Genomic DNA, 20,950 nt, shown 5'->3' with positions numbered 1-20,950 from the left:
CCTTTCTCGCTAATCCCGCAGGAGTCGTGCGGACGCCTCTCCTAACCAACAAGATGGTCGTTTTCAAATTCCTTATACCATTTTCATCCACTAAATATAAGGGTTTTACATATAATTTATATAATAAAACACTTCTACAGTGGCCACGCTATGCTCCTATGAGGTCTCGTCTCTCTCGCTTTTCTAAGCAGGAGTCTACGTGTATTCAGGCTGCTCAGTGCTTCAGCCATGTTTATTATTTTATTCAAAAACAACACACTTTGAGAAAACAGCCTTTTTTATTGATTATTTACAGCTTGGAAGAAGTAATCAAACTTTTTTATCAGAATACTATTTTAATATAAAGGTGATGCGTTGTAGTTTTTGTTCCAATCGGAAACTAAATAATACATAATCAAAAGGAGTACATTATGAAAAATTATTTCACTTAGTAAACATTCACATTATACCGCAAATAAAAAACATCCATTTTATTAAAAAGTTTAATCATATTCGGTTTATGTTATTGAATAATAATCCCTATAATCACAAATAAATAATGTTTAATTACCACCCTGAACGTTCTTTAAGTGAAGCAATTTGTGCGATATGATGTTGGCCATGCCAAACATATCTTTGAGTTGCAACATCAAGACTCATTTCGCCGTGAGTGGGACTCGTAAATGTCCTCTTAAAATCATTCGGACTTAATGAACAAAGTAATACTACAAATCGACTGTGAAGTGATTCAAGCAGAACCAATGATGTTTCAACGGGTGTATTTCGATAGTCGCTCAGCTCTGCCCATAAATCTTCTCTATACGTACTTGAAGTAGGGTTATGTTCAGTCAATGCTTTTTTGAAACGAATAAATGCGTTTATATCGTTATCAGCCATATGGTGAATTACCTGTTGGATAGTCCAACCACCAGGACGATATGGTGTAAGTAGTTGTTCCCTTGTTAGGTTTTGAACGGTCTGCCGAAGGATTTTTGATATCTCTGAAATATCCTTAATCCATCTGTTACGTTGTTCTGGAGTAGGATTATGTATTGGCTCGAATTGCCCGATAGGAAAGCTTAAATGGTCCATCTACTCACCCTCTTTGCAGTTATTTTTACTTAATAAATTCGAAAGCATCGATTTATTTCTTTTTTTCATGTTTTTTATCTAGCATTACTGCGGAGCTAATCCAATAAGAAAAATTAAATCCATATATACGTAAATGTGTTTCCGTTGAACTTTTTCAAAAAGGAACGACTTTTATTATGCTTTCTTATAATGAAAAAAGTCATTCTTAGACTTCCCTTCGTATAAACAAACTTGTTTATACAAATTGAAGCTAAAGAATGACTTTTATTATATAATTATTTCATCCAATTTGTATGGAATACGCCTTCTTTGTCAATACGATTATACGTATGTGCACCAAAGTAGTCACGTTGTGCTTGCAGAAGGTTCGCTGGAAGTGTTTCTGTACGATAGCTGTCATAATAAGATAATGCAGCAGCAAAGCTTGGTACAGGAATACCGTTCATAACAGCGCCTGCAATTACTTCACGTAATGCAGCTTGATAATTTTCTGCAATTTCACTGAAGTAAGGGTCTAATAATAAGTTGTTTAAGCCTGCATCACGATCGTATGCATCTTTAATTTTTTGTAAGAATTGTGCACGGATAATACAACCGCCACGGAAAATCATCGCGATTTCTCCATAATTTAAATCCCAGTTATATTCTTCAGAAGCTGCTTTCATTTGTGCAAATCCTTGAGCATAAGAAATAATTTTGCTTAAATAAAGTGCTTTACGAACAGATTCGATAAATGCAGCTTTATCGCCAGTAAATGCTTGAACAGCAGGACCAGATAAAACTTTGCTTGCAGCTACACGCTCTTCTTTAATAGCAGAAATGAAACGAGCAAATACAGACTCAGTAATCATTGGAAGCGGTACACCTAAGTCTAATGCACTTTGGCTTGTCCATTTTCCAGTTCCTTTTTGACCAGCAGTATCTAAAATTAAGTCTACTAATGGTTTTCCTGTTTCTTCGTCTACTTTCGTAAAGATATCTGCTGTGATTTCGATTAGATAGCTGTCAAGCTCTCCTTTATTCCAATCAGCAAATACTTCATGAAGTTCTTGTGCATCTAATCCAAGCACGTTTTTCATGATAAAATATGCTTCACAAATTAACTGCATATCCCCGTACTCGATACCGTTATGAACCATTTTTACATAATGTCCAGCTCCATCTGGACCAATGTATGTTGTACATGCTTCATCGTTTACTTTTGCAGAAATATCTTTAAAAATTGGCGCAACAAGCTCGTACGCTTCTTTTTGTCCACCAGGCATAATAGATGGTCCTTTAAGTGCTCCTTCTTCTCCTCCAGATACACCAGTACCGATAAAGTGAATGCCTAATTCACTTAATTCTTTGTTTCGTCTTTGCGTATCAACAAAGAAAGTGTTACCGCCATCAATAACAATATCCCCTTTATCTAATAAAGGCTTTAATTGTTCGATCGTTGCATCCGTTGCTGGACCTGCTTTTACCATTAACATAATTTTGCGTGGAACTTCTAAAGATTGAACGAATTCTTCTAATGTATAAGTTCCAACGATGTTTTTGCCTTCTGTTTCTTGAAGCATTTCTTCTGTTTTTTCTTTTGAGCGGTTAAAAACAGATACAGTGTAGCCTCTGCTTTCAATGTTCATTGCAAGGTTTTTCCCCATTACTGCTAAACCAATAACGCCAAATTGCTGTTTTGTCATTTTTCTTACGTCCCTTCTAACTTTATGTATATAGTAGAATTCACTTTACTTTAGCAAGATTCTGTTATATATGCAACTATTCTAACTGAAGTTGCATCACTTTTGCTACTAGTTTTATAAAAAATTTTTTCTTCTGCTTGTTTAATTTAAAAAAATTTATTTCTTTCGCAAAAAATCTTTGTTAAAGCTCGTTTGCGTACCAATATGATCCGTTGTGTTTACATTTTGAATATCGCTTGCGTGTTCAATTACGGATGTCCCATATTTTTCTTTTAGTGCGGCAATTGTCAGCCAAAGAGGCTCTTTTTCCACCTCTTTTTCAAACGAAAATAAATCCAATTGCTTTACTACAATATTATTGTCGATTAACTCCGTTGCTGTAATTCCAAGCAAACGAACGGGATTCCCATTCCATGCCTTCAAGAATATTTCCTTGCTTTTGTTTAGGATGTCTTGTTCTGTTTTGATCGGGTTGTCTAACTTCATACTTTTCGAATAATTTTTTCGATTTCCATAACGAATCGTAATACTTAGCCCTTTAGTATGAACATGCTTTTTCTTCATTCTTGTCGCCACTTTATATGATAAAGCTTGTAAAACTTGAAAAAGTTCCTGTTGATTGGATACGTCTTTCGGCAAAGTTGTAGAATTGCCAATGCTTTTAAACTCATTTGCTGCGTTAGGATCTACTTCTCTATTGTCTTCACCATTCGCTCTCGCTTTTAATCGTGCTCCATTTACCCCTAAAACAGCTTTTAACTGCAAAGTGTCAGCATTAGCCAAATCTTTTATCGTGGAAACACCGAGGGATCTTAGTTTTTCTCCCGTCTTTTTTCCAACTCCATGCATTTCTTCCACCTCTAAAGGCCATAAAATGGTGGGAACATCTCTTTTTCTTATGATCGAAATACCCATCGGTTTTTTTAAATTCGAAGCCATTTTTGCTAAAAATTTATTCGGTGCAATTCCAATGCTGCACGGCAAATCCAACCGTTCCACCATACATTTTTGAATCGTTTCGGCTATGGCAATCGGACTGCCCAAATCATAACTGTTTGTAATATCCAGATACCCTTCATCAATGGAAACAGGTTCGACTACTGTTGTAAACTCCTGTAAAATCGAAAACATGCCAAGAGATGCTTTTCGATATCGATCAAAATGTGGCTTCCTAATAATTAAATTTGGACAAAGCTTTTTGGCTTCCCATATTGGCATTGTCGTTTTGACCCCATACTTTCTTGCTTCATAACTACAAGTAATAATAATCCCTTTTCGCTCCATTTCATTGCCAGCAATGGCTAAAGCTTTTCCTTTTAATGTAGGGTCAAATGCCATTTCAACAGCAGCGAAAAAACAGTTCATATCTACATGTAAAATAACTCGTCCCGCTTTAGGATAAAACTCTTTCATAATAGCCCACATCCTAATATAAATGAAGTAGCTTATGCAGGTTGATTTTTCATATAATCTTTAATTTCTTTTAAACCTGCCAAAGAATGAATAAATATAGCAGGATCAATTACCATCATTAAACGGTTTTCTAATTGAATTACCTCGGTGAAATAGCTTGTTTTTTGGTAGGCAGATATTGCTGTCTGTTTCATTGACTCTTCTGGTACTACTAGTATTTCTTTTGCATCGCATACTGATACAGCAAATGTTAACTCGTCTGTTTTAAGAACAATCAATCTGTTCCGTTCATTTTTAGTCATAGCTCGATTGTAAAATACTTGTTCCAAATCAATTATCGGCAGCAATTCATCTCTCACTTTTTTAATTCCAACAACATGAGAAGGGAGCGCAGGAACTGCCGTAATTCCTTCTTCTTTTTCAATTGAAATGACATAATCTATAGAAATAGCGTATTCTCCTTCTGCTACTTGAAAAACAACCACTTTATTAGTATCTTTCATTTTCCTATCAACCCCTAATTTTTCCCACAGCTAATTCCCTATTTTTTCTCTTGGCTCCTTAAAGCAATTAATTATATTATACTAATTTTTTTTACAGTTCTCTATTAAAAAGGGAATCTCTTTAGAAAATATTCTATTTACGATTAGGCTGTTTTCGTATAGATTGTTGCTTTTAAACTCGCAGCCTGAATACACTTCGCTTTCCGTGGGCGAGCGTCGAGCCTCCTCGTCGCATACGCTCCTGTGGGGTCTCGTCTTTCTCGCATTCCCACAGGAGTCTACGTGTATTCAGTCTGCTGAGTACTTCTTCTCCCATTTTTTTTACGTAGGCTCTGTTAAACTTGCCTGTTGATTTCCACTCCAGGCGTTCGCTTTCCGCGGGCGGTCCGGGAGCCTCCTCGGCGCTGTGCGCCTGTGGGGTCTCCCTCCGACTCACTTTTCCCGCAGGAGTCTCACGCCTTCCACTCCAATCAACATAGTGCCAAAACCAACAATGAGCTTTAACATAGCCTTTACGTAAAAAACAACAAACTTTGAGAAAACAGCCTACGATAAAAAAAGCACTCTCCCTAATGATTGGAATGAGTGCCTTCAAATAGATTAGATTTAATTGTCTGCCGCTACTTCTTCAATAATTGCTATTACCATTTCTGCTAATTTATTTAATTCTTCAATTGGCATTTTTTCATTTGTTGTATGTATCTCTTCATAACCTACTGCAAGGTTTACGGTTGGAATGCCTAATCCACAAATAACATTGGCATCACTTCCACCGCCGCTTTGCTGCAATTCACAGCTTCTTCCGATTTTTGCAGCAGCTTTGCGGGCCACTTCCACTACATGATCCCCTTCTCCAAACTTAAAGCCAGGATACATCACTTCCACTTCAACAATCGCTTCGCCGCCCATTTCTTTTGCTGTGCTTTCAAATGCATCTTTCATTTTTGCCACTTGATTTTGCATTTTTTCTTCTATTAAAGAACGAGCTTCAGCCAAAATTTCCACATGATCACAAACAATATTTGTTTGCTTGCCGCCTTCAAAACGACCAATATTTGCTGTTGTTTCACTGTCTATTCTTCCTAATGGCATTTTAGCAATCGCTTTTGCAGCAATAGTAATAGCAGAAACCCCTTTTTCAGGTGCAACACCAGCATGTGCTGTTTTTCCTAATATAGTTGCTTTTACTTTTGCTTGTGTTGGAGCTGCCACAATAATATTGCCGACTTTTCCATCACTATCGAGTGCATAACCATATTTTGCTGTTAAAAGAGAAGGGTCTAATGCTTTCGCTCCAACTAACCCTGATTCTTCCCCAACAGTAATAACGTATTGAATCGTACCATGTGGGATATTATTTTCTTTTAAGACCTTAATCGTTTCCAATATAACTGCTAAACCAGCTTTATCATCCGCTCCTAAAATGGTCGTACCATCTGTTACAACATATCCATCTTGAATAGAGGGCTTCACCCCTACCCCAGGCACTACCGTATCCATATGAGACGTAAAATAAATAGGATCAGCACTCTCCACATTACCTTTTAATGTACAAATTAAATTGCCTGCCCCATGTCCGGTAACAGAGGTTGTATCGTCTTCAATAACTTCTAATCCTAACTCAGAAAATTTGCTTTTTAATAAAGCAGCTATTTCTTTTTCAAACTTTGTTTCAGAATCAATTTTCACTAGTTCTAAAAATTCGTTTAACAAACGTTCTTGATTAATCATTTATCATTCCTCCAAGTTAGACTCTCTATTTTAGTATAACGGTAGCAAGATTTAACAGCAAATGAAACCATTCACCTTTTCACAATCATTCGCATTTTTGAAAAAAATAATTCAATCTACTATTTTAGTTGTGACAATGCCTATTTCTTAGTAAAATGAAAGTAATAGTTAAGAAGTTAATGATGGAGGATAAAATGCGTAACCGTAATTTTAGAAAATTAGTTGTTTACTTAATGATTTTTATTATGCTAGTTTCGACCTTTTTAATGGGTTTAGAATTATTATTTTCTTAAAATAATAGTAAAACAACGGAAAATCATATACTTTTCCGTTGTTTTTTTCTATTGAGTTCTATAGTTAATGTATCTTTTTGTTCTTCTTAATATAAAAAAGAGCAATCCAGCAAAGTTTCTATAACTCAACCGAATAACTCTCTTCTCTTTATTATAACATTTTTTCCAAAAATTCTTTTGCTCTTTCACTTGTAGGATTCGTAAAAAATTGAGCAGGTGGCGCATCTTCTACTACCGCTCCTTGATCCAAAAATAACACTCTGTCTGCCGCTTCTCTAGCAAAGCCCATCTCATGTGTTACGATCAGCATCGTAATGCCTGTATTTGCTAATGATTTCATTACTTCCAACACTTCTTTGACCATTTCAGGATCAAGTGCAGATGTCGGTTCATCAAACAAAATGACATCTGGATTCATCGCTAATGCTCTTGCAATCGCAACCCTTTGTTTTTGACCACCGGATAATCTGTTTGGATACTCATTTGCTTTATTTGCTAGTCCAACTTTTTGCAGTAACTCTAAGCCGATTTTCTCTGCTTCTTGTTTGCTTAGTCCTTTTACTTTTACCGGAGCATATGTGATATTCTGAAGGACTGTTTTATGTGGAAATAGATGAAAATGTTGAAATACCATGCCGACATTTTCTCTTATTTTTTTAATATTCGTTTTTTTATCGGTTATTTCTACTTCTTCAATAAACACTTTGCCTGAAGTAGGAACTTCCAATAAATTCAAACACCGAAGAAATGTCGATTTACCAGAACCTGAAGGACCAATAATTGTAACAACTTCCCCTTTCGTTATTTCCGTTGTAATTCCTTTTAAAACTTGCAACGAACCAAATGACTTATGCAAATCTACCACTTTAATCACTGCGTCTCATTCTCCTTTCTAGAACCTTTGCCAACATCGTCAACAACATAACTAAAATATAATAAACTAGTCCTGCCAATAACAACGGTTCAAAATAAGAGAACTTTTCTCCACCCATAATATAAGCGCGTCTCATAACATCTGTTACACCAATTACCGTTACAATCGCAGATTCCTTTGTTAACGTTACCGCTTCATTTATAAGTGCAGGAAAAATATTTTTTAACGCTTGAGGCAAAATCAAATCAAACATTGCTTGTTTATTTGAAACACCAAGAGCTAATGCAGCTTCATTTTGCCCTTTATCGACGGCAAGAATTCCAGCTCGAATAATTTCTGAAATATAAGCAGCTGAATTAAGACCAAAAGATAAAATCGCAGCAACCGAAGGCTCGATTTCAATACCTGTAACCTGTGGCGTTCCATAATAAATTAACATTAACTGAAGTACTAATGGAGTACCTCTAAATATAGATGTATATGCATCAGCGATCCAGCTGAGGACAGGAAATTTGCTGATTTTGAATACGGATAGGATAATCCCTAACACAAACCCTAATACCCCTGCAACAAAAACAATTTTTAATGTTACAATAATTCCTTGTAATAAATAAGGAATAGATGGGATAAACTGGTGAAAATTCAACTCCATTCTTTAACAACCCTTTCAAAATTAGAAATACTATCAGAAAAGCGGAAGCGCCTTGTTCAGCCCTGAAGAAAAATGTTCATTTGACTCAAAAAGTGCTTTTTACTTTTAGAGGCGAAGGGTTATTTTTCACAAGGTCTAAGCGCTGAAGCTAGACTCTCGTATTACTTCAGAAATTTATACTTTCTTCACGCACTATAAAGCAAGAAAACGTTAAAGGAGGTTTTCCTTAAACGTTTCTTATTTACTACTATTTTTAATTGCCAAACCATTTAACAATTAGTTTGTCTAACTCGCCGTTTTCTTTCATTTTTTTAAGCTCTGCATTAAACTTTTCAGTCAGCTCACTGTTTTTTGGAAATGCAATAGCAGAACCTGCAGCATCAGTCGGCTCAGTAGCTGCAAAAGATGTTAAGCTGTCATCTTTTTTCAAATATCCTTGTGCTACCACATCTTCAACGATTGCTGCATCAAATCTTCCAGCTTTAATTTCTTGAATTAATTGAGGGATGCGATCTCTGTTTTCCACGTTTATTTTTACTGTTTTAGCAATTTCTTTAGCTGCATCTTCTTGAATAGATGATAATTGAACACCAACTGTTTTCCCTTTTAAATCTTCTACACTTTTAATGCTACTGTCTTTTTTTGTAATAATTAAATCTTTTGCTGAATAATAAACATCACTGAAGTCTACATTCTTTTTTCTTTCTTCTGTTGCAGACATACCAGCAAGCACTAAATCTACTTGTTTTGCTTGGATTGCAGGAATTAAACCACTAAAATCCATATCTTTTATTTTTATGGTATAACCTAATTTTTCGCCAAGAGCATTTGCTAAATCGATGTCAAATCCGATAATGTCCTCGCTTTTTGCTGAATCAATATATTCAAACGGTTTATAATCTGCTGATGTTCCCATTACTAATACTTTCTCATCAGATTTTGCTGTTTTATCTCCATTGCTTGTCCCACATGCTGCAAGTACTACTATCGCTAACAGCATCATTGCTATTAATTTTTTCATATTATATTCCTCCTATAATTTCTTACACGCTGTAATCTTTCTTAATATGCCTTTTTTTTCAAAAAAAAATATACTAAAATGACGATTATATTCATACAACACTATGCATTTTATCATATCCGAATAATTATTCAATAGAATTTATACAAATCCATACAATGAATTATTATTTTGAAAAAATATAATTATTTGATTTTTCTGACTACTTGGATGGATTAGATTATTTCTGAATAGTAAAACCCATTTTCCAGCGTAATAAAAAGGACAACAAAGATTTCGATCTTCATTGCCCTACATTAAAAAAGCTTTTTTAAGATAATTATTATTTATTCTTCACAATAAGTTTCAAATGCCTGCTGCAGCTTTTCCACTACTTGAATTGGTTCATGACCTTCGATTTCATGTCTTTCAATCATTGTAAGTATTTTCCCATCTTTTAATAAAGCAAATGATGGGGATGAAGGTGCGTAGCCAGTAAAATAAGATCTAGCTTTTTCTGTTGCTTCTTTATCTTGTCCTGCAAAGACAGTAACTAATTGATCTGGTTTTTTATTATATTGCAGAGAATATTTTGCAGCAGGACGAGCAATTCCTCCAGCACATCCGCATACAGAATTAATCATCACAAGGGTAGTTCCTTTTTGAGCAAGTGTTTCATCAACGGCTTCAGTTGTGGTTAATTCCTTATATCCTGCTTCCACTATCTCTTCACGGGCTCGGCGGACAACATCATTCATAAAAAAATTGAAATTCATATTCATATTCATTGGTTAGCTCCTTTGTCTGCATAATTATCGAAAAACACTTGTTCTGATTTGCAAAAATTTTATCTGTACATTCATTATTATCAATAATCGGAAAAGTTTCAATAAATCTGTTTTTAAATGAGACCTCTTTTATCATTAATAAATTGGAGTGCTTTTTTCATCGGTATTTTCTAATAATTCTTTTACTCTTTGTAAAAATCTCCCACAAACTAATCCGTCTAAGACGCGATGATCCAACGATAAACATAAATTTACCATATCACTTATCGCAATCATACCATTTTTTATCACTGGTCTTTTCACAATCGATTCTACTTGTAGAATTGCAGCTTGAGGATGATTAATGATTCCCATTGATTGGATAGAGCCGAAAGAGCCTGTATTATTGACCGTAAATGTACCACCTTGCATTTCATCTAATGAAAGATTGCCTGTCCGTGCTTTATTAGCAAGTTCTACAATTTCTTTCGCAATGCCTTTTATTGATTTTTCATCTGCATTTTTAATGACAGGTACAAATAAAGCATCTTCTGTTGCAACTGCGATAGAAATATTCACATCTTTTTTGCGGATAATTTTATCTCCTGCCCAAGTAGAATTCAATTCTGGAAATTCTTTTAAACTTCGTGCAACTGCTTTTACGAAAAAAGCAAAAAATGTTAAATTAAATCCTTCTGATGCTTTAAACGAATCTTTTATTTGATTCCGGTAATTTACGAGGCTAGTAACATCCACCTCTATCATCGTCCAAGCATGCGGAATATCATGTTTACTTTTCAGCATATTTGCAGCGATCGCTTTGCGCAAGCCTGTTACAGGGATTTCTGTATCTCCTGTGTTTAGCGGCTGTTGAATCACAGCTTCTTGTGGAGCTGGTGGTAATGATTCTACCTTTGTTTCATGTTGAGGTGCTTTTGGCGTGCTATCATTGGCAGGTTCTAGTGTTTTAGTCTCTATTGCCTTTAATACATCTTTACGAGTAATTCGTCCTCCTGCACCAGTGCCATTTACAGTCGTTAAATCAATACCTTCTTGCTGTGATAATCGTAAAACAGCCGGAGAATACCGAAGTTTATTATCTAACTTCTGTTCTGATTTTTCTTCTTTTGCCGCTACTTTTTCTTCCAGAACTTCTTCTACTTTCGTTTCTTCTTCTGCTACTTCCATTGTACAAATCACTTCTCCGACTTGTAGTGTTTCCTCTTCTTTAGCAATTAACTCTGTAATAACGCCCGTAAAAGAGGATGGAATTTCAGCAGTCACTTTATCTGTTATAACCTCAGCTAAAGGATCATACTTATTTACTTGATCTCCGCTTGAGACGAGCCATTTGCTAATCGTACCTTCTGTAACACTTTCCCCCAATTGAGGCATTGTTATTTTTTCAATCGACATCCTATTACCCTCCATGTTAGTTTTGTAAGAAAAGTGTAAGCACCCGTTTAGAGTCGTATGCTTTCCACTTTCTTTCCTATTTAAAATTCAGCTAACTTTCTCATGGCATGTTCGACTTTTTCCGGATTGACTAAAAAATATTTTTCCATTGTTGGAGCATATGGCATAGCTGGAACCTCATCTCCAGCAAGTCGCATAATCGGTGCATCTAAATCAAATAAACAATGTTCAGCAATGATTGCAGAGACTTCACTTATAATACTTCCTTCTTTATTGTCTTCTGTAATTAATAATACTTTCCCCGTTTTAGAAGCAGCTTCGATTATTGCTTCTTGATCAAGAGGATAAACAGTTCTTAAATCTAACACATGAACAGAAATACCATCATCTGCTAATTTTTCTGCTGCTTGAAGGGCAAAATGAACACATAAACCATATGTAATAACCGTAATATCTTCTCCATTACGTTTAACATCTGCTTTGCCGATTGGCAAAACGTAGTCTTCTTCTGGCACTTCCCCTTTTATTAAACGATAGGCACGTTTATGTTCAAAAAACAGGACAGGATCAGGATCACGAACTGCCGCCTTTAATAAACCTTTTACATCATAAGGTGTCGATGGCATCACGATTTTTAAACCAGGTGTATTCGCAAACATCGCTTCTACCGATTGTGAATGATACAATGCGCCATGAACCCCACCGCCATATGGTGCTCGAATAACGATTGGACATGTCCAATCATTATTGCTTCGATAGCGGATTTTTGCTGCTTCTGATACGATTTGGTTAACAGCGGGCATAATAAAATCAGCAAACTGCATTTCAGCGATTGGTTTAAGGCCATACATTGCCGCGCCTATTCCAACACCAGCAATCGCAGATTCTGCAAGTGGTGCATCTATTACTCTTTCTTCCCCAAATTTTTCATATAACCCCGCAGTCGCTTTAAACACGCCGCCTTTTACGCCAACATCTTCCCCTAAAACAAATACTTTTTCATCTCTTTCCATTTCTTCATGAATTGCCATTGTAACAGCATCAATATACGAAATTACTGCCATTTACCTTTCACCTTCTCCATAAACATATTTAAGTGTATCTTCCGGCTGTGCATACGGTGCCTTTTCTGCATACTCGGTTGCTTCATTAATTATTTGCATAAGCTTATCATTTAGTTCTTTGTCCATTTCTTCTGTCAACACGTTAGTATTTAATAAATATTCTTTAAATGTAATAACCGGATCATTCGCTTTTGCAGCTGCTACTTCTTCTCTGCCTCGATAGCTTCTATCATCATCATCCGAAGAATGAGGCGTTAACCGGTAAGAAACCGTTTCAATTAGTGTAGGCCCTTCTCCTCTTCTTGCCCTATCGACCGCTTCTTTTGTTACTCGGTATACTTCAATCGGATCATTTCCGTCCACCGTGAAACCTGGCATGCCATAACCTATTGCACGATCAGAAACTTTTTCACATGCTAGCTGCTTTTCGATTGGTACAGAAATGGCATATTTATTGTTTTCACAGACAAAGATTACTGGGAGTTTATGTACGCCAGCAAAATTTGCCCCTTCATGAAAATCGCCTTGGTTGGATGAACCTTCCCCAAAACTTACAAAAGTAACAAAATCTTTTTTTTCTATTTTTCCTGCAAGCGCAATGCCGACTGCATGAGGAACTTGTGTCGTTACAGGAGAAGATCCTGTTACGATTCGATTGCTTTTTTGTCCAAAATGACCAGGCATTTGCCTTCCACCTGAATTCGGGTCTTCCGCTTTGGCAAATCCAGATAACATAATATCTTTAGCCGTCATCCCAAATGATAAAACAACACCTAAATCACGATAATAAGGGAGGATATAATCTTTGCTGTTATCAAAAGCAAACGCCGCCCCAACTTGTGCAGCTTCTTGACCTTGGCAAGATACTACAAATGGAATTTTTCCTGAGCGGTTCAATAACCACATTCTTTCATCTATTCTGCGTGCAAGCAGCATTTTTTCATACATTGCTAAAACTTGCTCATCCGTTAATCCTATTTCTTTATGGCGATTTGTGACCATAACCATTTTAGTACCTCCTATTTTTTCCATACTTAATTTTTCACCCATGAATGGCATTACCATCGACTGCAAGTGCCGCTTCTCCAATTGCTTCTGTTAAGGTTGGATGGGCATGGATAGTGGAGCCGATTTCCCAAGCAGTTGCATCCAACACACTTGCCAAAGCTGCTTCTCCAATCATATCCGTTGCATGTGGGCCAATAATATGTACCCCAAGCAGATCATCTGTTTTACTATCTGAAATGATTTTGACAAATCCTTCATGCTCACCGTAAACTAACGCTTTACCTATCGCTTTAAATGAAAATTTTCCTTTTTTGATGTTATAGCCTTTTTCTTTTGCTTCTTCTTCAGTTAAACCAATGCTTGCAATTTCTGGGCTTGTATAAATACATTTCGGCACTTTTTTATCATCTATTTTCTCAGGATTCAGCCCAGCAATATGCTCGATTGCTTTTATCGCCTCATGAGAAGCAACATGGGCAAGCTGCAGACCACCAATAACATCTCCTACTGCATAAATATGGCTTTCTTTTGTTTGATAAAATTTATTTGTTTGAATGACATCTTTCTCTATGACAACCTCTGTATTTTCTAAACCAATGCCTTCAGTATTGGCTATACGTCCAACTGATACCAATAGCTTTTCTCCATAAAAAGTCTGCTGCTCTTGTTGATATTCTGCATGAATGGAGACGGAACCGTTTATTGATAATGTATCTGGCAAAACTTTTGCACCTGTTACAACTTTTACGCCTTTTTTCTCTAATAGTTTCTGAAGTTCCTTTGAAATCTCTTTATCTTCTGTAGGAATCAGATGACTACTGTATTCTAAAAGCGTAACCTGTACACCAAAGTCGGAAAGCATGGACGCCCACTCGACTCCAATCACACCACCGCCGACAATAATAACCGATTTAGGCAATGTTTCCATTTGCAGTGCTTCTTCGGAACTGATTACATATTCACCATCCACCTTAAGACCATTTAGTGTTTTTGGTCTTGAACCAGTTGCGATAATCACATTTTTTGGAACAAGCAATTCATTTTCTTCTCCATTGTTCATTTCAACAGATATCGTTCCAGGAATAGGAGAAAAAATAGACGGCCCTAATATTCTTCCTGTTCCTTCGTAAACATCGATTTTTCCTTTTTTCATTAAATATTGAACACCTTGAAACAATTGCTGAATGATGGCATTTTTACGCTCTTGTATTTTCGTAAAATTGATGCTTACATCTGACGTCAATACCCCAAAATCTGCACTGTTTTTTGCCGTACGGTATACTTCTGCACTGCGAAGCAACGCCTTACTAGGAATGCAGCCGTGATGCAAACAAGTTCCACCAAGCTTTCCTTTTTCAACAATCGCTGTTTTCAACCCTAATTGTGATGCTCGAATTGCAGCAACATATCCACCTGTTCCACCACCTAAAATTACTACATCGTATTCATTTGCCATTTTTCCCACACCCTTCTCTTATTTATGATGATACTTTTTGGCATCTTCTACTTTTCTTAACACTCGTAAACAGCCTTCCGCTAACGACTGCAATTCGTTTTCTCCAGGATATACAAAACAATCTGCAATCCACATTATTTTATTTATTATTTTTTTCACTAACACTTCACTATTTGCAAGCCTTCCTGTCAAAACAATCGCATCTACTTTTCCGTCTAGTACGGTGCTAATACTGCCAATCTCTTTTGCGATTTGATACGCCAACGCAGTTAGGATGAAAGAAGCATTTTGATCACCTTCCTCAACTGCCTTTTCTGCTGCTGTTAAATCATTTGTATATAAATAACCTTTTACTCCTCCATTATAAAGAAGCTCTTGTTTCATTTCTGAATAAGTAAAATTCCCTGAATAACATAAATCGATTAAATCACCTGGAGGAATGGTGCCAGTTCGTTCTAATGTGAAAGGTCCTTCTCCATTTAAACCATTATTCACATCGATGACTTTGCCATTTCGATGGGCACCCACTGTAATCCCTTCCCCTAAATGAGCAACTATCAGATTCACTTCCTCATAATGTTGGCCAAGTTCTGATGCAGCTCGTCTGCCGCATGCTTTATGATTAAGCGCATGAAAAACACTTCTTCTTTCAATACCCGGATATCCTGATATTCTAGCAACGTCTTCTAACTCATCGACTACGACAGGATCTACAATATAGGAAGGAATATTTAAGCCAGAAGCAATCTCATACGCAATAATCCCACCTAAGTTAGAAGGATGATCTCCTCCATAACCTGTTTTTAAATCTTCAAGCATTTTTTCATTTATGTGATAGGTTCCACCTTCCATTGCACATAACAAACCGCCTCTGCCACAAACTGCATCCAGCTTCGAAAGATTTATTTCTTTTTCAACCAAATAGTTTAAAATCATTTCTGTTCGATCTTTGTATTGTGCAGCAACAGGTGAATACGACTGCCCATGACTATTAGAATGATAAACAGTACCTGTTAATAAAGGAATTTCATTTTGATACAATGCTATATTGGTGGAAGACGTTTTCGGATTAATCACTAAGATTCGGAATTTATTTTGCGTCACCCCACTTCCTCCCTTTTAACCAAGTCCATATTTTTCTAACTTGTAATATAAATTACGTACAGACAGCCCTAATGACTTTGCCGTTAACGTTTTATTGCCATCATTTTTTCTTAACGCTTTTTCAATAATCACTTTTTCGTAGTTTTCCACTAAAATCGACAGCGGCTTGTCTTCTACACTTTCTTCCTCTTCGATAAATAAAAGATCTTTGTCTTTTGTAGGTTGTTGAGGAGCAAAACATAAATTGTTTTTCGTTAACACAGTTTCGGTTTTATCCATCTTTGCCATCGAAAGCTGAAGAATTGCCTTTAGCTCTTTCACATTGCTAGTAAAATGATATTGCTCAAGCGCTTGAAATACTTCTAGTTCTACCGAGATGGAACGGCCATATTCATGATTCAACTGCTGAACAAAGTTTTTTGTTAACAGTGGAATATCTTCTTTTCGGTTATTCAATAAAGGCAAGTGAATGCTTATTCTGTTCAACTCATAATATAATTGCTCTAAAAAATCGCCTTTTATCATTGATTTTTCCATATTTTCAGAAGATCCAGCTATAATTCTTATTCTGTCATTGCTTTGTAAAAATTGCAGTAATTTTTGCTGCAATTTTATTGGAAGGAAACTAATTTCATCTAAATATACGGTTCCATTCCATTCTTTTTGTAAAATAGTATTCGTTTCTTCCCTATCATTTCCATTAATTGTTCCGAATAATATGGATTCTAGTTCTTTTTCAGAAGTGTTGATGCAAGGAATGACAACAAATCTATTGTATTTTCGGTTACTTGCATGATGTATTACGCTTGCAAACATTTTTTTCCCCGTCCCAGCAGCTCCTCTAATAAGAACTGGGCAATCTGTATCACATGCGATTTTTCCTTGTTGAAGTGGGAGTTGCATGGTTAGAGCATCGCTAATGATATCATCAAATATGTATTTTTCTTCTAAGGCACGAATAAAACTTCGAACCATTTTCAGTTCATTTTGTAATTGCAATAGATGTGATTGATCTTGAATAATTTGCATGCTTCCTTTTAATTTCCCATCGATGATAACAGGGAAGTCATCCATTTTTATGGACTGTTGATGATTTTTTTTTACAATTTGTTGGCTTCTTCGTGTTTGTAGAACTTTTTGATGCATCGATTCTGAAAGCTTGCTGTATATTTCTGACTGCTTATCATCGCCATCTGCATTTGTATTTTCGGTTAATTGGCTGTATGCAGTATTTTTCATCATACTGTTTGCTTTTTCATCTGTTATTGATATGGCCGCTTCTGTATTTTGAATAAGCATTTCTACTATAGCTTGCAAATTTTCTTGATCATACCAATCTTCTTTATCGTTCCAAACATTTGTAAAGTAAGCAATCGCACCTATCGTTTGTTTCTGTTTATTAAATAAAGGAATTCTTGATATGCGTACTTTACAGTTAGATGCTAAAACAAATCCTTTTCCTATTTCCTTTTTTCCTGTTTGTAAAACACGTGGTAAACCACTGTTTGCTACAACCTCTAATATATGTTTTCCGAGCGCGTTGCTTTTTGTTGATCCAATTAGTTTTGCCGCTTCCTCATTTAAAAGAATGATTGTACCGTTTTTATTCACCAGAATAATACCTTGCTTTATTTCATTAAAAATACAATCTATTTGTAAAGAATATTGCATCGTGCAAAAGCCTCTCTTTTTGCATAGATTTTCTAATTCATTATCCACCGTGCAATTTATTTCATAGTTATACTATAATCACTTTCAAGCTTACATGCAAATTTTTTCTCAATTGCAAAATATTCAGTCTTATCAAGAAAAGTGCAGGTGCCTTGCTCAACCCCGAAACTAGGCACTAAACATAGGTTCGAATTTTTATACTTTTTTATCTTTACAAAAAAAACCTTCTTTTGATAAGAAGGTTTTACGTATTTTTTAGTCTACTCACGACATTCTTTGCAAGTACAGGATCGTCTGTTATCACAGCAGAGATGCCGCTTTCTAAAAGATATTGCAATCTTTTTTCATTATTTACGGTATATGCTCTAACTTTTATGCCATAATTCTCCGAGGCTTTTATTATTTGACTGTTTAATAAACGATGATTCGGGTGGATGCCTGTTGCTTTAATTGCCTCTGCATAAATCCAAGGTTGATATATACCGTCGGAAAATAATGGTGCTGTTTCGATTTCAGGTGCTAGTCGATAGCTATTAACAATACTGTAATGATTAAAAGATGAAAAAATTACTCGTTCACTAAGTCCATACCGTCTAACTAGTTCAATTGCTTTGTCTTCCATTCCCGCATAAACAAAAAGATTATTCTTAAATTCAATGTTGCAAGTTAGCGCTGTAGGCTTTATCCATTCCAAAAATTCCTCTAATGCAGGAATTTGCACTTTGTGTAGCTTTCCTTTATATTTATAAGCAGCATCTAGTGTTCGAATTTCTTTAAAAGAAAGCTCTTTCACATAACCGGATCCACTTGTTGTTCGATCCACTTTTTCATCATGAATTATTACTAACTCACCATCTTTTGTCATTTGAATATCTAATTCAATTCCATCAGCATTAGCTTCTTTTGCTTGCTGAAATGCAATCATTGTATTTTCAGGAAATTGAGCTGAATATCCACGATGAGCAAAAATAAGTGACATGAAGACACATCCTAACATTTTATTATCGGGGGAAATGTTTATGAAACCATTACAATTATCACCAGAAACAGCATTAAAACTTGCAGAAAAACTAAACGTACCTTTAGAACAGATTATGCACATGCCTCAGCATATACTTGTTCAAAAACTTATGCTGCTGCAAAAGGATGAAAATAAATAAATCATTTAAAACAAAGGATCTGTTAAATTCCATTGTTGATTTTCAAAAGGTCAGGGAATCCACTCCCTTAAACATTATTATCATTTAAAAGAGCAAAGACAAAAAAAAACAGACACTAACCAATGGATAGCGTCTGTTTTTTTGTTCAGATCAGTAAATTAAGCTTTAACAACGTTAGCAGCTTGAGGGCCACGTTGACCTTCTTCTATATCAAAAGATACTTCTTGACCTTCTTCTAATGTTTTAAATCCATCAGTTTGAATAGCGCTGAAATGTACAAATACATCGTTTCCTTCAGAAGATTCGATAAATCCGAAACCTTTTTCTGCATTAAACCATTTAACTTTACCTGTAGCCATGTTTATTTTCCTCCTATGTGTTTCACACACAATATAATAACACTATCCTTGTTCTTATGTAGAAAAGAAACCTTCTCTTATAATGGAACAAAAATAATACAATCTAATCATAACAGTTTAAAGTATGGAAAGCAAATTTTAACAGTCATTGTTTTGTAAAACATTTTTATAGAACTAGTGAATCGAACTCATTTCATCAATTTGAAACATCAGGAAATCAGGTGGGGATTTTATACCAGCTCCCTCTAAACCATAACAAATCATACCAAAGTATTATTTATCGTAAATTTCTCGAGGTAAAGGATAACTCCTTTTAGAAACATTGAAAAGATCTATCCGACCCTTCGCTGGCAAGGATCTAGCACGACACCTATGTCTTTCGGTCTCTAGAGGAGCTCACCATAGGGCTGGAGTTACCAGGGCTACCTGTGATCCCCTACGCAGCAATCCTTCCATTGGAATGTTCACATCTCTCTAGTGAGAGGTTGTCCGCGCAGAATCACAAGCTTAAAAATTACCGTTATAAAGGTATACCCATCGTTTTATAGGTAAATACGTCTTTAAAAGCCCGGGCATCCTATTGCCTTTTTTAATATCCTATTTATTGGATATCCTTTATGTCAAAGAAATACCCCATTTGTTTGGAGAGGCATCCGCTCGACTCCTACGGGATTAGCGAGAAAGACGAGACCCCACAGGAGCATAGCGACGAGGAGGCTCGGCGCTCGCCCCGTGGAAAGCGAGCGGTAAGCCTCGGAGAACAGAACGGAAACCCTTACTTCCTAATTAGCTACTTATTTTCCTGTTTTTTGAAACTTAACTTGATGACATTGCGCCACTAACCCTCTCAACTAGCCTTATGTTCCAGCCTTAATTTATCTGCAACCATTGCAATGAATTCACTATTTGTAGGTTTTGCTTTTGACATAGATACTGTATAGCCAAACAAAGAAGAGATGCTGTCGATATTGCCGCGACTCCAAGCAACTTCAATGGCATGGCGGATGGCACGTTCGACACGGCTTGCTGTTGTATTGTATTTTTTAGCGATATCCGGATACAATACTTTCGTGATCGATCCTAATAATTCAATATCATTATATACCATGGAAATAGCTTCTCTTAAATATAAATAACCTTTAATATGAGCAGGCACTCCTATTTCATGAATAATGCTTGTAATGCTTGCATCAAGATTTCGCGGTTTTGATTCTTGCTGCTGCGGTCTGTAAGATGGTTGACTTTTTCTTATAAATCCGTTTGATTTTCCGCTTACTTGACGGATATGACTTGCTAAATAATCCATATCAAATGGTTTTAGAATAAAATAGGATGCACCAAGCTCAACCGCTTTTTTCGTTACGTCTTCTTGGCCAAATGCTGTTAACATAATAACATTCGGAATACTGGCTAATTTCATCTCTCTCATTCTTTCCAATACTGCTAACCCGTCAAGATGAGGCATAATAATATCCAAAACCATCACATCTGGTTCAATCTGTTCAATCAACTCTAAGCATTCCTGGCCATTGTGCGCAACTCCTACAACTTCCATGTCGTCTTGAGAATCTATATATTCTTCTAATAATCCAACTAATTCTCTATTATCATCAACAACACATACTTTTATTTTTTTCAATTATAATTTCCTCCCTCAGTCCATCGTCACTTTTTTTTAAAAGGTAAGATAGTATAAAATTTTTCAATTTAGATGAGTGTTTAG

Annotated in this window: 20 protein-coding genes; 2 read left to right on the top strand and 18 right to left on the bottom strand. The window is 35.9% G+C overall.

Translation table 11 applies throughout. From position 1 onward, the window contains the following. Window positions 1–546: 546 nt before the first annotated feature. The 5 genes from ACTYA4_RS17285 to ACTYA4_RS17265 form a co-directional block, all read right to left on the bottom strand. Complete coding sequence (locus ACTYA4_RS17285; RefSeq protein ID WP_443480068.1) at window positions 547–1,071, bottom strand: YfiT family bacillithiol transferase; 525 nt, start codon at window positions 1,069–1,071, stop codon at window positions 547–549. A gap of 275 nt (window positions 1,072–1,346) precedes the next feature. Then, window positions 1,347–2,756, bottom strand: coding sequence for an NADP-dependent phosphogluconate dehydrogenase (gene gnd / locus ACTYA4_RS17280; protein ID WP_443480069.1), 1,410 nt, complete (start codon window positions 2,754–2,756; stop codon window positions 1,347–1,349). 156 nt (window positions 2,757–2,912) lie between these two features. Further along, window positions 2,913–4,169 (bottom strand): DNA polymerase IV, encoded by a 1,257-nt coding sequence (locus ACTYA4_RS17275; RefSeq protein WP_443480070.1) that lies wholly within the window; start codon window positions 4,167–4,169, stop codon window positions 2,913–2,915. Window positions 4,170–4,201: 32 nt separating this feature from the next. Further along, complete coding sequence (locus tag ACTYA4_RS17270; protein ID WP_443480071.1) at window positions 4,202–4,672, bottom strand: chemotaxis protein CheW; 471 nt, start codon at window positions 4,670–4,672, stop codon at window positions 4,202–4,204. 606 nt (window positions 4,673–5,278) lie between these two features. Beyond that, a complete protein-coding gene (locus ACTYA4_RS17265) occupies window positions 5,279–6,403 on the bottom strand; it encodes a M20/M25/M40 family metallo-hydrolase (RefSeq protein ID WP_443480072.1) in 1,125 nt (374 codons plus the stop codon). A 194-nt stretch (window positions 6,404–6,597) separates the two neighbouring features. On the opposite strand from ACTYA4_RS17265, the gene prli42 reads away from it, so the two are divergent. Next, complete coding sequence (prli42, locus tag ACTYA4_RS17260) at window positions 6,598–6,696, top strand: stressosome-associated protein Prli42 (RefSeq protein WP_443480073.1); 99 nt, start codon at window positions 6,598–6,600, stop codon at window positions 6,694–6,696. Between the two features lie 151 nt (window positions 6,697–6,847). Here prli42 and ACTYA4_RS17255 read toward each other — a convergent pair whose 3' ends face one another. The 11 genes from ACTYA4_RS17255 to ACTYA4_RS17205 all read right to left on the bottom strand — a co-directional run bounded on the left by ACTYA4_RS17255 (window position 6,848) and on the right by ACTYA4_RS17205 (window position 18,687). After that, a complete protein-coding gene (locus tag ACTYA4_RS17255) occupies window positions 6,848–7,570 on the bottom strand; it encodes an amino acid ABC transporter ATP-binding protein (RefSeq protein ID WP_443480074.1) in 723 nt (240 codons plus the stop codon). After that, complete coding sequence (locus ACTYA4_RS17250; RefSeq protein WP_443480075.1) at window positions 7,563–8,222, bottom strand: amino acid ABC transporter permease; 660 nt, start codon at window positions 8,220–8,222, stop codon at window positions 7,563–7,565. The genes ACTYA4_RS17255 and ACTYA4_RS17250 overlap by 8 nt, the downstream gene beginning before the upstream one ends. A 253-nt stretch (window positions 8,223–8,475) precedes the next feature. Further along, window positions 8,476–9,243 (bottom strand): transporter substrate-binding domain-containing protein, encoded by a 768-nt coding sequence (locus ACTYA4_RS17245; RefSeq protein WP_443480076.1) that lies wholly within the window; start codon window positions 9,241–9,243, stop codon window positions 8,476–8,478. Window positions 9,244–9,569: 326 nt separating this feature from the next. Further along, the gene (locus ACTYA4_RS17240) at window positions 9,570–10,004 is read right to left on the bottom strand and encodes a BrxA/BrxB family bacilliredoxin (protein ID WP_443480167.1); all 435 of its coding nucleotides are present in this window, start codon (window positions 10,002–10,004) and stop codon (window positions 9,570–9,572) included. A gap of 141 nt (window positions 10,005–10,145) precedes the next feature. Beyond that, complete coding sequence (locus ACTYA4_RS17235) at window positions 10,146–11,405, bottom strand: dihydrolipoamide acetyltransferase family protein (protein WP_443480077.1); 1,260 nt, start codon at window positions 11,403–11,405, stop codon at window positions 10,146–10,148. 80 nt (window positions 11,406–11,485) lie between these two features. After that, complete coding sequence (locus ACTYA4_RS17230; protein WP_443480078.1) at window positions 11,486–12,469, bottom strand: alpha-ketoacid dehydrogenase subunit beta; 984 nt, start codon at window positions 12,467–12,469, stop codon at window positions 11,486–11,488. Then, a complete protein-coding gene (locus tag ACTYA4_RS17225) occupies window positions 12,470–13,471 on the bottom strand; it encodes a thiamine pyrophosphate-dependent dehydrogenase E1 component subunit alpha (protein ID WP_443480168.1) in 1,002 nt (333 codons plus the stop codon). It abuts the gene before it with no gap. A 40-nt stretch (window positions 13,472–13,511) separates the two neighbouring features. Continuing rightward, window positions 13,512–14,933: a dihydrolipoyl dehydrogenase gene (gene lpdA, locus ACTYA4_RS17220; protein ID WP_443480079.1), complete on the bottom strand. Its 1,422-nt coding sequence runs from the start codon at window positions 14,931–14,933 to the stop codon at window positions 13,512–13,514. 18 nt (window positions 14,934–14,951) lie between these two features. After that, window positions 14,952–16,037, bottom strand: coding sequence for a butyrate kinase (buk, locus tag ACTYA4_RS17215; RefSeq protein ID WP_443480080.1), 1,086 nt, complete (start codon window positions 16,035–16,037; stop codon window positions 14,952–14,954). Window positions 16,038–16,052: 15 nt separating this feature from the next. Further along, window positions 16,053–17,708: a sigma 54-interacting transcriptional regulator gene (locus tag ACTYA4_RS17210; protein ID WP_443480081.1), complete on the bottom strand. Its 1,656-nt coding sequence runs from the start codon at window positions 17,706–17,708 to the stop codon at window positions 16,053–16,055. A 244-nt stretch (window positions 17,709–17,952) separates the two neighbouring features. Further along, a complete protein-coding gene (locus ACTYA4_RS17205) occupies window positions 17,953–18,687 on the bottom strand; it encodes a glycerophosphodiester phosphodiesterase (RefSeq protein ID WP_445505771.1) in 735 nt (244 codons plus the stop codon). Window positions 18,688–18,727: 40 nt separating this feature from the next. On the opposite strand from ACTYA4_RS17205, the gene ACTYA4_RS17200 reads away from it, so the two are divergent. Then, complete coding sequence (locus ACTYA4_RS17200) at window positions 18,728–18,868, top strand: YycC family protein (RefSeq protein WP_443480083.1); 141 nt, start codon at window positions 18,728–18,730, stop codon at window positions 18,866–18,868. Window positions 18,869–19,026: 158 nt separating this feature from the next. On the opposite strand, the gene ACTYA4_RS17195 is transcribed toward ACTYA4_RS17200, so the two are convergent. Continuing rightward, entirely contained in the window at window positions 19,027–19,227 is a 201-nt protein-coding gene (locus ACTYA4_RS17195; RefSeq protein ID WP_443480084.1) for a cold-shock protein, read from the bottom strand. 847 nt (window positions 19,228–20,074) lie between these two features. Next, window positions 20,075–20,866 (bottom strand): sporulation transcription factor Spo0A, encoded by a 792-nt coding sequence (gene spo0A / locus ACTYA4_RS17190; protein WP_443480085.1) that lies wholly within the window; start codon window positions 20,864–20,866, stop codon window positions 20,075–20,077. Between the last annotated feature and the right edge of the window lie 84 nt (window positions 20,867–20,950).

It is taken from the genome of Niallia yueguangensis (assembly GCF_052663115.1).
This window is presented reverse-complemented; position numbering and strand designations above follow the sequence as displayed.

Excerpts from the sequence above, each read along its gene's own strand:
- ACTYA4_RS17205 (WP_445505771.1), bottom strand. The coding sequence starts at position 18,687 with ATGTCACTTATTTTTGCTCATCGTGGATATTCAGCTCAATTTCCTGAA.
- ACTYA4_RS17250 (WP_443480075.1), bottom strand. The coding sequence starts at position 8,222 with ATGGAGTTGAATTTTCACCAGTTTATCCCATCTATTCCTTATTTATTA.
- ACTYA4_RS17200 (WP_443480083.1), top strand. The coding sequence starts at position 18,728 with ATGAAACCATTACAATTATCACCAGAAACAGCATTAAAACTTGCAGAA.
- ACTYA4_RS17210 (WP_443480081.1), bottom strand. The coding sequence starts at position 17,708 with ATGCAATATTCTTTACAAATAGATTGTATTTTTAATGAAATAAAGCAA.
- ACTYA4_RS17195 (WP_443480084.1), bottom strand. The coding sequence starts at position 19,227 with ATGGCTACAGGTAAAGTTAAATGGTTTAATGCAGAAAAAGGTTTCGGA.
- lpdA (WP_443480079.1), bottom strand. The coding sequence starts at position 14,933 with ATGGCAAATGAATACGATGTAGTAATTTTAGGTGGTGGAACAGGTGGA.
- ACTYA4_RS17265 (WP_443480072.1), bottom strand. The coding sequence starts at position 6,403 with ATGATTAATCAAGAACGTTTGTTAAACGAATTTTTAGAACTAGTGAAA.
- ACTYA4_RS17285 (WP_443480068.1), bottom strand. The coding sequence starts at position 1,071 with ATGGACCATTTAAGCTTTCCTATCGGGCAATTCGAGCCAATACATAAT.
- ACTYA4_RS17245 (WP_443480076.1), bottom strand. The coding sequence starts at position 9,243 with ATGAAAAAATTAATAGCAATGATGCTGTTAGCGATAGTAGTACTTGCA.
- ACTYA4_RS17270 (WP_443480071.1), bottom strand. The coding sequence starts at position 4,672 with ATGAAAGATACTAATAAAGTGGTTGTTTTTCAAGTAGCAGAAGGAGAA.
- ACTYA4_RS17240 (WP_443480167.1), bottom strand. The coding sequence starts at position 10,004 with ATGAATATGAATTTCAATTTTTTTATGAATGATGTTGTCCGCCGAGCC.
- ACTYA4_RS17225 (WP_443480168.1), bottom strand. The coding sequence starts at position 13,471 with ATGGTCACAAATCGCCATAAAGAAATAGGATTAACGGATGAGCAAGTT.
- gnd (WP_443480069.1), bottom strand. The coding sequence starts at position 2,756 with ATGACAAAACAGCAATTTGGCGTTATTGGTTTAGCAGTAATGGGGAAA.
- ACTYA4_RS17275 (WP_443480070.1), bottom strand. The coding sequence starts at position 4,169 with ATGAAAGAGTTTTATCCTAAAGCGGGACGAGTTATTTTACATGTAGAT.
- ACTYA4_RS17235 (WP_443480077.1), bottom strand. The coding sequence starts at position 11,405 with ATGTCGATTGAAAAAATAACAATGCCTCAATTGGGGGAAAGTGTTACA.
- ACTYA4_RS17230 (WP_443480078.1), bottom strand. The coding sequence starts at position 12,469 with ATGGCAGTAATTTCGTATATTGATGCTGTTACAATGGCAATTCATGAA.
- prli42 (WP_443480073.1), top strand. The coding sequence starts at position 6,598 with ATGCGTAACCGTAATTTTAGAAAATTAGTTGTTTACTTAATGATTTTT.